We start from the raw sequence: 12,078 nt of genomic DNA, 5'->3' as shown, positions 1-12,078 counted from the left end.
CCACAGGGTAGCGAAGGTTGATCCGCTTCGGAAGGCCCCAATCCCGCGTGCGCTCGCGTTTTTGTCTTAGCCGCAGCTCAACGCCGGTTAATTGGCTGCCGTCACTGGTCAGGACGAAACATTTTGTTGACGAAAGAGTTGATCTTGGGCAGCATGAAGACACTTTCGAATCACCTGTGATCGTTGGCATAGGAGCCGGGATGAGCCTGCCGCAGGACGGTGCACGGACCATGGAAATGCGGCCCAAGCTGCGGCATGACGTGGTTTTCCTGGACGCGCCGGCCGGCGCGTACCTCCGCGGACCGGACACCGCGTTCCTGATCAAGGGAAGGTCCGCCTTCCGCTGGCTGACCTCGCTGAGCCCGTACCTCAACGGCGAGCACACTCTGGCCGAGCTCACCGCGTCGCTGGACAGCGGGCAACGACGGACCGTCCTCAGCCTGGTGCAGGCGCTGCTCGCCCGCGGCTTCGCCAAGGACGCGGGGGAGCGCACCGCGCTGGCCGCACCGCTGGCCCGGCGCTTCGCCGCGCAGGTCGAGTTCGTCGACCACTTCGCCGACGACGCCGCCGGCCGGTTCCTGCGCTTCGCCACCGCCCGGGTGGTGCTGGCCGGTGGCGGCCCCACCCTGCTGGCTGCCGCCGCCGGCCTGCTCCGCAACGGCTGCCTGCGGCTGGACCTGTACCCGGACGACGATCCGGGCCGGTACGCCGAGGCGCTGCGCGCCGATGTGGCCGACCTGCGCGCCGACGGCCTGACCGCCGAGGTCACGGTGCACGATGGACCTCTCGACCCGAGCGGGGCGGACGCGCTGCTGTACTGCGCGGACCGCGACCGCCTGCCCCGGCTCGCCGAGCTGGCCCACGCCTGCCACCGCGACGGCCCACTGCTGGTGCCCGTGACCTGGGACGAACAGCGGGCGGTCGTCGGGCCGGCCGTCGAGGCCGGCCGGACGCCCTGCTGGCTGTGCGCCCAACTGCGGCTCACGGCCGCCGCCGATCCGGCGCTCGCCGCGTCGTTCTGGCGGCACGTCGCGCTCGGAGCCGGAAGCGACGCGCCCGCACCGCTGCCCGAGGTGACCGCGCGGATGCTCGGCAACGCCGCGGCGTTCGAGGTGTTCCGGTCGCTCACCGGGGCGCTGCCGCCGGACACCGCCGACGGGGTGCTCCTGCTGGACCGCGCCACCCTGGAATCGGTGCGCGAACCGGTGCTGCCGCACCCGGCCTGCCCCTGGTGCCGCCACGTCGAGGTCCCCGCGCCGGCCGGGCGGGTCGAATCCGACGAGGAGACCTACCAGCGCGCGCAGGCCCTGGTGTCGCCGAACGTCGGCGTCTTCACCCGCTTCGTGGACGACCCTCTCGAGCAGGCGCCGCTGAAGACGGCCCGGCTGCGGGTGCCCGGACCGCGCGAGCTGACCGCCTTCGACGTGCACACTGTGATGACTGCTCGACTCGCCGCGTACCGGGCGGCGGTCCGTGACCACGCCGCCCGGTACGCCGACCCGCACCTCGGTGTGGTGGCCACCGCCGCGCAGCTTCGCGAGCGGGGCGACGAGCCGGTGCCCTGGACCGCGCTGGACACCGCCACGGGACTGCCGCCGTACGACCCGGGGCGGCTGCTGCGCTGGCTGCCGGCCCGGGTGCTGGGCCGGACCGAGACGCTATGGGTGCCCGCCGCGGTGGCGCTGGCCACCTCCGCTGCCAACGGCGAGGGCCTCGCCGAGCGGACGGTCGCCGGCGCGGCGGCCGCAGCCACCCTGGACGAAGTGATCGACCAGGGTCTGGCCGACGCCCTCGCCCACCACGCACTGACCTCGGCGCTGCGCACCGGCACCGGCCTGGCCCGGTTGAGCGAGGCGGACCTCGTCGCCGACGACGACACCGCGTTCGTGGTCAAGGCAGCCCACCGCTTCGGGTGGCAGATCGCCGGGTACGTCCTCACCGGCGCCGCGCCGGCGCACGCCGTGTTCGCGGTGACGCAAGGGCCGGACGGAAGCACCCGTGACTGGTGGTTGGCCGCCGGGTTCGATCCGGTCGCCACCCGGCTCGCCGCCGTACGCGACCTGGTCGGGCGCCTTCAGGTGCGGCACTTCGAGGGGATCGAGGCGGATCTCGGCGACCCTGTGCTCGCGGATCTGGACCCGGCCGTGCTCACCGCCACCGCCAGCGGCCCCGCCCCGGCGACCGGCGGCACGGACCGGGACGCGGTGCTGGCCGCTCTCGCCGGCCGGGGAATCAGCGCCCTTCTGGTGGAGACCACCACCCGGGACGTCCGCGCCACCGGCGCCTTCCACAGCGGTGTGGTGCTGCTGCGTCACGACGGCCGCACGGCCGACTGAACCACCACGACAGTGGTCCCAGCGAGGCACGCGACGCGGGAAGGAGGTGACACCCATGCCGATCACGCTCAACGACGAGCTCCGCGAACTGGAGACCGAGACCTTCGAGATCGAGGAGGTCGAGGACGGCGGCGAGGCCCTGGCCGCCAGCAGCTCCAGCTGCTCCTGTTCGAGCTGCTGTAGCTGCAGCACATCCAGCTGCTGCAGCACGAGCACCAGCACGTCCAGCTGCGGCTGACCGTGACCGGATGCCCGGGGCCCGAGCCCCGCGCCGACCAGAGCCTTCTCCGGTGGGACGCCGCACACGACGCACCATCCGCCGCCGGCCGCGCCGGCGAGCAGCCCTGCCTGCCTCCACTGGGTCCACCGTGGTGGTGCGGACGCAGACCCACCATGACCGACGTTCACCGCCGCTCGAGGAGAGGCCATGCCGACACAACCCCGGACACCCGCCGCACTGCCCGACTCGGTCCGCACCGAACTGCGTGACCTGCAGACCGAGACGTTCGAGGTCGAGGACATCGCAGACCTGTCCGCCGACCTGATGGACATCTGCAGCAGCAGCACCAGCACATCGAGCTGCTCCAGCTGCAGCACGTCCAGTTGTTGCAGCTGCACCTCGTCGAGTTGCAGCAGCACCAGCTGAGCCCCGGCGCCACCGGCCGATCCGGACGGCCGAACGGCGAGGCGGCCCGGACAAGCCCGAGGGGAGGTTGAGGAAATGCCGGAACTGACCGAGGAGCTTCGCGCGTTGGAGAGCGAGACGTTCGAGATCGAGGACGTCGACGCGATCGACGCGATGGTCATGGACTGGTCCAGCTCCAGCTGTTCCTGCTCAAGCTGCTGTAGCTGCAGCACATCCAGCTGCTGCAGCAGCAGCACCAGCACCGGATGCGGCGGCGGGTGATCCGTCCCGTCGCAGCCGCCCCCGCCGGCGAGCCACGCCGGCGGGGAGCCCGGTTTCGATCCACCGCACCCGCGACCGCAGACAGGTGAACGCGCATGATCATCGACGTCCGGACCACCTCCACCGCCTGGGACATCAGCCTCAAGCAACTCGGGGAGGCGTTCCACCAGCGCGTCCAGGACCGCTCGGAGCCGCCCGGCGACCGCGCCGTGCCGCCGGGCCAGCTCGCCGTACGCATCGCCGCGCTCGGCCTGAGCGACACGTACGCCGAGGCCGGTGACGGACGTACCCGTGAGGTGGTTCCGATCTGGCTGAATGGCGCGACGGCGCTCGTCGGCCCGCGCTTCACCGGCACCGCCGGCGCCGAGCCCGGACCGTGCCCGCTGTGCGTGCAGCGCCGATGGCAGGCCATCCGGGTCCGGGAGGAACGGCACGCCCTGGAACACGGCGCCCGGGTGGGCGTGGTGGCGCCACTGCCGCACCTGACCCCGTTCGCCGTCGACGCGCTGTGGCACCTGGTGGGCCAGGCGTGCCGCCCGCGAGCCGACCGCCCGGGCGTGGGCCGGCTGTACCAGCTGCGGATGGACACCCTGGAGACGACGACCGTCGACGTGCTGGCCGACTCCGAGTGTCCCGCCTGCGCGACACCGCGGCCGGACAGCCGCGACGCCGCGGTCATCCCCTTGACCCGGCGGCCGAAGCCCGGCCCGACCACGTACCGGCTGCGGGCGGCCGGCGAGCTGGACCTGCCGGTCACGGCGCTGGCCAACCCCGTCGCAGGTGCGCTCGGCGGCAACCCGTTGCGCGCCTACAACGCCACCGCCACGGCGCCGGTGACCGGCTACTTCCGGGTCCGCAGCCGTTACGACCTGCACGAGATGTGGTGGAGCGGGCACGCCAACAGCTACGGCAGCAGCGAGACGTACGCCCTGCTGGAAGGCCTGGAACGGTACGCCGGCCAGTTTCCGCGGGCCCGCCGCACCGAGGTGTTCGACAGCTACGCCAACCTCGCCCCCGACGCGTTGGACCCGGCCGGCCTCGGCTACCACCCGGCCTTCTACCACGGTCACGGCCTCTACTACGCGCCGTACTCTCCCGACGAGCCCATGCACTGGGTGTGGGGATGGTCGCTGCGGGACAACCGGCCCCGGCTCGTCCCCGAACAGCTCGTCTACTACCTCGACCGCCGCACCGACCAGCGCAAGTTCGTCCAGGAGTGCTCCAACGGCTGCGCCAGCGGCAGCTGCCCCGAGGAGGCACTGCTGCACGGCATGCTCGAACTGGTCGAGCGGGACGCCTTCCTGCTCGCCTGGTACGGCTCGGCCCGGCTGGCCGAGATCGACCCGGTCAGCTGCCGCGACGAGCGGGTGCACTTCATGCTCGACCGCGTCGACCTGCTCGGCTACGACATCCGGCTCTTCGACACGCGCGCCGACCTGCCGGTGCCGGTCGTCACCGCGGTCGCGGTCAAGCGCGGTGACGGCCTCGGGCAGCTCTGCTTCGCCGCCGGCGCCAGCCTCGACCCCGACGACGCGGTCCGCGCGGCGCTGTGCGAGACCGCCTCGTACGTCCCCGGCTTCGACGAGCGCGTCGCCGCCAGCGAGCCCGAGCTGCGGGAGATGGTCCGGGACTACACGAAGGTCACCGAGCTGAGCCACCACGCACTGCTCTACGGCCTGCCGGAGATGGCGCGACACGCGGCGTTCCTCTTCGCGGACCCGCCCCGACGGTCCATGCCGCAGCTCTACGACGACTGGCTGGCCGCGCGGCCCACGCACGACGACCTACGGGACGACATGGCCTACCTCGCCGGGCTCATCGCCGGCCTCGGCGGCGACGTCGTCGCCGTCGACCAGACCTGCCCCGAGCAGGACGCCGCCGGCGTGCACACGATGGCCGTGGTGGCTCCGGCGCTGGTGCCGATCGACTTCGGCTGGCAACGGCAGCGCGTCCTCTGGAGCGACCGGTTGACCCGGTACCTGGCGCGCGGCCGGCACGGGCCGGACGGTCTCGGCGCCACCGGCCGCAACCCCCACCCGCACCCATTCCCCTAGGAGCGCCGACATGCAGCAGGAGGCCCTCGAGGTCGTCCGCGGCTACACCGAGGCGGTGTTCCGCCGGGCCCGGACGCCGATGGAGCCGCTCAACTACGAGGTGGACTGGACCGACCAGCCCTCGCGACACAAGAGCTACCCGGACACGCTGCGGCTGCCGCTGCCCGCGGACCTGCCCGAGCTGCCGACCCTGCGCGACGTGCACACCGGGCAGGGCCTGCCACCGGCCACCGGCTGGTCGCTGCCGCGGCTGGCCGCCCTGCTGCGGCTGTCGTACGGGGTGCTGGACCGACGGCTGACGGTCAACTGGAACCAGGACGTCGCCAAGCGGACGCACTTCGAGCACGCGGTCTGGGGGCGGGGCACCGCATCCGGCGGAGGAATGTACCCGGTCGAGCTCTACCTGGTCGCCGGCCCGCGCGGGCCGCTGCTGCCCGGCGTGTACCACTACCACACCGGAGCGCACCTGCTGGAGCGGCTCCTGCTCGGCGACGTCACCGGCACCGTCCGCGCCGCCCTCACCACCGACGGCCCGACACCGCCGCCGGCCGACAGCTACCTGTTGGCCAGCATCCGGTTCTGGAAGAACTCGTTCAAATACAACAGCTTCTGCTACCACGTGGTCACCCAGGACCTCGGTGCCCTGCTGGGCTCGTGGGACCTGCTCGCACCGGCGCTGGGCGCACCGCTGCGCCGGCTGCTCTGCTTCGACCCGGCACCCCTGGACCGGCTGCTCGGCCTGCCCGGCGACGAGGAGAGCGTCTTCGCCGCCGTACCCCTGAACTGGGCCGGCGTCGAACCGGCCGCCCCGGCGCCAGCGAAGCCCAGGCCGCACGTGCAGGTGCGCCACCGGGCCTTCGAGCGGTCCCGCCGGATCCGCGACTTCGCCGCCGTCACCGCGGTGCACCGGGCCGCGGCCGCCCCCGCGGCGCCGGCACCCGACGCCGTCGCCGACGCCGCGCCCCACGAACTGCCCGGCGAGACGGTCGCGCTGCCCACGCCCGGGTTGGACCGGCTCCACCGGCCACTGTCGGCCGTGCTGAGCACCCGGTCCAGCAGCTTCGGCCGCTTCCGGCGGCCCCCCGAGCTGACCACGGCGGATCTCGGCACCACGCTCGCCGTCGCCGCCGCCGCGCGACGCTACCCGGCAGACGTCAAACGCGACGACGGCGGGCCGGCCCTGACCCGGCTGTGGGTCTTCGCCAACCACGTGGCCGGGCTGCCCGGCGGCGGATATGCCTACTGCGCCCGCCGGCACGCGCTTCTGCCGGCCGGTCCGGAGCCGACCGGCGGGATGGCCGCCTTCCTGCAACAGCAGTACTTCCTGACCAACTACACCATGGACCAGGTCGGCGCGGTGCTGGCCATCTCGGGCCGGCCGGACGCCGTCCTCGACGTGTTCGGCCCCCGCGGCTACCGGATCCTCAACGCCGAGGTGGGCAGCGTCGCCCAGCGCGCGTACTGCGCCGCCACCGCGCAGCGGCTCGGCTGCGGTGCGGTGCTCGGCTTCGACAACGTCGCCATGAACACCGCCCTCGGGCTGGACGGCACGGACGAGCGGACCGTGCTGTTCCTGCTCCTCGGACGGCAACCCGAGATCACCGCCGATCTGGTGCACCGGCTGTGACAGTCCAGGGTCGGCCGGCGCCCGTGGCCGGCCGGTCACCGGCACCCGTTCCCGACCGCCGCCGACGAAGGAGAAACCCGTGACGGTGTCCCTGCCCGCACCCCCGGTGACCGCGGTCTCCTGGCGGATGCCCGAGGTGTTCATGCTGCGCACCGCCGGCCTGCCGATCGAGGTGGCCGACCGGCTGGCCTTCGACCGGACGGCGGACTGGACCCGCCGCGTGCTGGACCTGGAGAACCGGCTCCGGGCGAGCGGGCGTCAGCTGGCCGACGCCCTGCAGGCCGCGGTGGCGCGGAACCTGGCCGACGACGAGCTGCGCCAACGGCTGATCCGGCTCCGCCGGGATGTGTTCAACATCCGTCAACCCCGCCCCGCAGACCCGGCAGCGTGGCCGGCGGCGGCGCTCGGCGCGCGGACCCACCGGGAGCTGACCGGATGGCTGGACACCATGGCGGCCTACCACCGGGAAATCGCCACCGGCCCGGCGGTGCTCGACGAGGAGCTGATCCGGCGGCGGGACGCGCTCCGCGAACTCGCCGACGACCCGGATCTGCGCAGTGGCATCCTGCTGGCGTCCCCGTCGCTGGACCGCTACCTTCCCGGCTACCGCACGGGCACCGGACCGCTCGGCAAGCGGGCCCGCAGGGTGGAGCGGTCGCTGCTGGAGTACACCTTCCGCACCGCCACCAAGACCAGCCCGTTCAGCCGGTTGACCACGGTGAACGTGGGCGCCTTCGGCACCGGATCCGGCTCCCTGCTGCACGTCGTACCGACCACCGAGGGGGCGGGTACGGCGAAACGGGGAAGCGCCCGACTCAACCTCGCGGCCCTGGGCCGGCTGTCCGCCATCGTCCTGGCCGACGAGACGCTGCGGGCCGACCTGCCGCTGACCGTGACGACCGGGTGGCGGATCGCCCACGGCCGGCTGCGCTACCTGCGCCGCCGGCGGACCAGCTCCGAGGACGGCGACGCGGCGATCACCCTGGAGTCCGTCCACGAGTCGCTGTTCGTGCTGCCCACGGGCCGGGTGCTGCACGAGATCCTGGCGGCGCTGGAGGACGGCCGGGTACGGCGGTTCGCCGATCTGGTCACCGAGCTGACCACCGAGAGCCGCTCGGCCGACGAGATCGCCCAGTACCTGCACCACCTGCTCCGGGTCGGGCTGCTGGTGGTGCCGAACCTGCACCTGGACATCCACGCCGACGACCCGGTCGAGGCGTACCGGCTCGCGCTGCGCCGCATCGACCGGCCGTGGGCCGACGCGCTCGCCGAGCGGATCGCCGCGGCCAACGAACTGGCGGCCGGCTATCCGAGGCAGGACATCGATGGACGCCGCCGGGCGCTCGACGGCATCCGCACCGAGCTGACCACCGCGCACGCCGACCTCGGCCGGCCCGACATCCCGGCTCCCCGGACGGTGCTGTACGAGGACAGCGCACTGCACACCCAGGGGCCGGTCACGGCCGACCGGGAACGCTGGGAACGCGACGTCCTGCCGGGTCTACGGGCGCTGGCCCGGATCATGCCGGTGTTCGACATCAACCTGCCCCGCCGGCTCGCCACCCGCGGGTTCTTCCGGGCCCGGTACGGCGCCGGCGGTCGCTGCGACGACCTGCTCACCTTCGCCCACGAGTTCCAGCAGGACTTCTTCGAGCACTACACCGGCCGGATGCTGCGCCGCCGCGCGTTCGACGAGGACAACCGCTACGTCCGGCAGGAGAACTGGTTCCGGCAGGAGGAGATCACGGCGCTGGACGATGCCCGGGTGGAGGTGGCCCGGCGAATCAACGACGCGTACCGGCGGCTGCCCACCGGCGCCGACGAACTGGTCCTCGACGAGGCGTTCATGACCGAGGTCGTGGCCCTGGTACCGCAGACGCTCGGCACCCTCGACCCGCGGTCGTTCTTCCTCCAGATCGCCGACCAGGGCGAGCGGCAGCGGGTGGTGGTCAACCGCATCTACTCCGGAATGACCCTGCTCTTCTCCCGCTTCGCCAGCCTCTTCGCCGACCAGGACCTCGCCGGCGCGCTGCGCGCCGAACTGACCCGCCTCCGGCCGCCCGGCGCCGTGCTCGCCGAACTCAAGGGCGGGTACGACGCGACGAACCTGAACCTGCACCCGGCGGTCACCCCGTACGAGCTGGTCTGCCCGGGCGAGGTCAGCTTCCGGCCGGTCGCCGAGCAGATCCACATGGACGACCTGAGCATCCAGCACGATCCGGTCGCCGACCGGCTGCTGCTGCACTCGCGCCGACTCGACGCCGAGGTGATCCCCGTGTACCTCGGCTTCCTGCTGCCGATGGCACTGCCCGAGGTGCAGCAGGTCCTGCTCAACTTCGGCTACCTGGGCATGGCCCAGCCCGACCTGTGGGCCGGCACCACCGTGCCGCTGCCCGGTCTGGGCGTCGCCGGCTATCCGCGCATCGTGTACGGCGACCTGGTGCTGCAACGGCGGATGTGGAAGCTGCACCCGGCCTGCCTGCCGTACCGCACCCCCGGGCAGGGCGACGCCGACTGGTTCCTGGCCTGGCAGCGGTGGCGACGTGACAACTCGCTGCCCCGGCGGGCTTTCGCCACGCCGGAGGGCTCCCGGCTCACGCCCGTCGCCGACGACCAGACCGGTCCGCGAGGCGCGCGCACCGGCGGGCGACCGGACCACAAGCCGCTCTACGTGGACTTCGACAGCTACTTCTCGCTGCAGCTTCTCGAGGCGACGGCCCGCGCGGCAGGTAGCCGGATGGTGCTGACCGAGATGCTGCCCGGCCGCGACGAGCAGGTGCTGCGCGGCGACTCCGGCAGCTACGTGACCGAACTGACCGTCGAACTCAATGGCGTCCGAGGGGGAGTGGACCATGCCTGACTACCCGTCGCCGACCGACCACGGCTGGCTGAGCGTGCATGTCTTCTACGCCAGCAACGCCAACCCGATGCTGGTCGAGTGCGTCCGGCCGCTGGTCGACGCCCTGCGAGCCACGGGGATGATCAGCCGGTACTTCTTCATCAAGTACTGGATGGAGGGCCCGCACGTCCGGCTGCGGGTGCTGCCCGCGCCGGGCGTCGACCCCACGGTGGTGCGAGCCCGCGTCGACGCGGCCGTCACGGCGTTCCTGCACCGCCGGCCCGCCCTGTACGAGGTGGACAGCGAGGGCCTGGGCGACCTGTACAAGCAGATGTTCCTCGCCGAGTACGGTCGCGAGCGCTGGGACGCGGAGTACGGACCCGACGGCGTCATGCCGATGCGGCCCAACAACAGCTACCACCACATCCCCTACGAGCGGGAGTACGGGCGGTACGGCGGCCCGGTCGGCGTCGAGCTCGCCGAGTGGCACTTCGAGCACTCCAGCGACATCGTGCTCGACCTGCTGGCCACCACCAACGTGCACGTGCGACCCGTGCTGCTCGGGCTGTCCGCCCAGCTCACCATGATGATGTGCGCCGCCTTCCTCCCGGACGACCGGCGGATCGCCGATTTCCTCGACGAGTACCGGCGCTTCTGGGAGATCTCCTACGCCGAGCCCAGCGACGACTACCACGACAGCTTCGACGCCAGCTACCGACGGATGGACAACGCGCTGCGCAACCGGCTCGCCGACATCCGTGCCGCCGCTCGCGACGACACATCCGTCCACCCCGGCGGCGTCGAGGGCCGGTGGCTGGTGCACTGCCGCGAGCTGCGGGAGCGGGTGGTGGCCACGGCGCACCGCGGCGAGCTCGTCTTTCGCCGCGGCGCCGGCACACCCACCACGGTCACCGACCCCGACACCGCCGTGCCGATCCTGCTCAGCTCGTACGCGCACATGACCAACAACCGCCTCGGCGTGAGCATCCTCGACGAGATCTACCTGTCGTACCTCATGGGTACGGCGCTGCGCGACGACACCCCGGCCGGCGCGCGATGACAGCGGTCTGGTCCCGCCCCCGGCTGCGCCCCGCGGTGGTGCTCGGCCCCGGCCAGTGGCGGGGCGGCAAGCTCGTACACCACGTCAAGGACGCGGAAACGGGCTGCTACTACCGGATCGGCCCCCGGGAGCACTTCCTGCTGTCCCGCATGGACGGCACCCGCACACTGGACGAACTCGCCGCCGACTACGCCGCGGCGTACCAGCGGCGGCTCGGTCCGCAGAGCTGGCAGCAGCTGTTCGGCATGCTCCAGCGGCGGCAGCTGCTCGACGGTGCCACCGAACCCCAGGAACTGGCCCGGCTCGCCGAGTCGGCGGCGCAGGGCGCGGCGCCGACGCGCCGGGGACCGCTGTCGGCCCGGTTCCCGCTCCTGGACCCCAGCCGGCTCTTCGATCGCCTGCTGCCCCTGCTCCGACCCCTGTTCGGCTGGGCGTTCGTGCTCCCCGGACTGCTCGCCGTGTGCGTCGTGGCCGGCTACGTGGCGGCGCACCTGCCCGAACTGGCTGCCGGAGTCGGCGGCGGCGCACGCCCGCTCGCCGCCGTCCTCGCCGCGGTGGTGATCACCTGGGCGATCGTCTTCCTGCACGAGTGCGCACACGGGCTGACCTGCCGGCACTTCGGCGGGCAGGTCACCGAGATCGGCGTCATGTGGCGGTTCCCGCTGCTCGCCCCGTACTGCAAGGTCGACGACGTCGTGCTGTTCAGCCGGCGCGGGCGGGTTGCCACGGCGTTCGCCGGCGTGTTCGTCAGCATGCTCGCCCTGGTGCCGTTCGTCGCGATCCGGATCTGGGCCGATCCCGGCCCGCTGCGCGACCTGGCCGGCCCGATGCTGCTGTTCGGCACCGCCACCGCCGCGCTCAACCTGGTGCCGTTCCTGCGGCTGGACGGCTACTACATGCTCAGCCACGCGCTGAACCTGGTCGACCTGCGGGGCGACACGTACGCGTTCTGGGGCCGCCTGCTACGTGGTGGCCCGCCGGCCGTGGCCGGCTACCGCCGCCGCGACCGGGTGGTCTTCGTCGCGTACGGGGTCGCGTCGGCGCTGTTCGCGGTGACGGTGCTGACCGTACTCGTCCGGTTCTGGTACGACTCGCTGGCCCGGTGGATCGGCCCGGGCTGGGCGGTCCTCGTGCTGGCCGCCGAGGCCGTTCTGCTGCTCGCGCTCGGCGGTCATCTCGCCCGGCGTCGGCACGCGGCGGCCGGCGGCGGTTCGGCCGAGGCGGCGTCACGACGGGCGGCCGCACGGGCCTGAGC

The 12,078-nt window shown here is 72.8% G+C and carries 9 protein-coding genes; all 9 read left to right on the top strand.

The window, feature by feature from the left end; all coding sequences use genetic code 11:
* Window positions 1-200: 200 nt before the first annotated feature.
* Window positions 201-2,336 carry a TOMM precursor leader peptide-binding protein gene (locus EV376_RS23170; RefSeq protein ID WP_165438070.1) on the top strand — a complete coding sequence of 712 codons (2,136 nt, stop codon included), beginning with the start codon at window positions 201-203 and terminating at the stop codon, window positions 2,334-2,336.
* A gap of 55 nt (window positions 2,337-2,391) precedes the next feature.
* Complete coding sequence (locus tag EV376_RS23165) at window positions 2,392-2,574, top strand: hypothetical protein (RefSeq protein WP_088993325.1); 183 nt, start codon at window positions 2,392-2,394, stop codon at window positions 2,572-2,574.
* Between the two features lie 189 nt (window positions 2,575-2,763).
* Window positions 2,764-2,982 (top strand): thiazolylpeptide-type bacteriocin, encoded by a 219-nt coding sequence (locus EV376_RS23160; protein WP_130326515.1) that lies wholly within the window; start codon window positions 2,764-2,766, stop codon window positions 2,980-2,982.
* Between the two features lie 75 nt (window positions 2,983-3,057).
* Window positions 3,058-3,243 carry a thiazolylpeptide-type bacteriocin gene (locus EV376_RS23155; RefSeq protein WP_120331700.1) on the top strand — a complete coding sequence of 62 codons (186 nt, stop codon included), beginning with the start codon at window positions 3,058-3,060 and terminating at the stop codon, window positions 3,241-3,243.
* Between the two features lie 95 nt (window positions 3,244-3,338).
* Window positions 3,339-5,297 carry a TOMM precursor leader peptide-binding protein gene (locus EV376_RS23150; protein WP_130326513.1) on the top strand — a complete coding sequence of 653 codons (1,959 nt, stop codon included), beginning with the start codon at window positions 3,339-3,341 and terminating at the stop codon, window positions 5,295-5,297.
* A gap of 10 nt (window positions 5,298-5,307) precedes the next feature.
* Window positions 5,308-6,924, top strand: coding sequence for a nitroreductase family protein (locus EV376_RS23145; RefSeq protein WP_130326511.1), 1,617 nt, complete (start codon window positions 5,308-5,310; stop codon window positions 6,922-6,924).
* A 79-nt stretch (window positions 6,925-7,003) separates the two neighbouring features.
* Window positions 7,004-9,784: a lantibiotic dehydratase gene (locus EV376_RS23140; RefSeq protein ID WP_130326509.1), complete on the top strand. Its 2,781-nt coding sequence runs from the start codon at window positions 7,004-7,006 to the stop codon at window positions 9,782-9,784.
* Window positions 9,777-10,823 carry a lantibiotic dehydratase C-terminal domain-containing protein gene (locus EV376_RS23135; protein WP_165438069.1) on the top strand — a complete coding sequence of 349 codons (1,047 nt, stop codon included), beginning with the start codon at window positions 9,777-9,779 and terminating at the stop codon, window positions 10,821-10,823. The genes EV376_RS23140 and EV376_RS23135 overlap by 8 nt, the downstream gene beginning before the upstream one ends.
* Window positions 10,820-12,076 carry a M50 family metallopeptidase gene (locus EV376_RS23130; RefSeq protein ID WP_130326505.1) on the top strand — a complete coding sequence of 419 codons (1,257 nt, stop codon included), beginning with the start codon at window positions 10,820-10,822 and terminating at the stop codon, window positions 12,074-12,076. Before EV376_RS23135 ends, EV376_RS23130 begins: the two co-directional genes overlap by 4 nt.
* Window positions 12,077-12,078 lie beyond the last annotated feature (2 nt).

It is taken from the genome of Micromonospora sp. CNZ295 (assembly GCF_004217535.1).
Note: the sequence above shows the minus strand (reverse complement) of the source record. Positions and strands in the feature narration are given on the sequence as shown.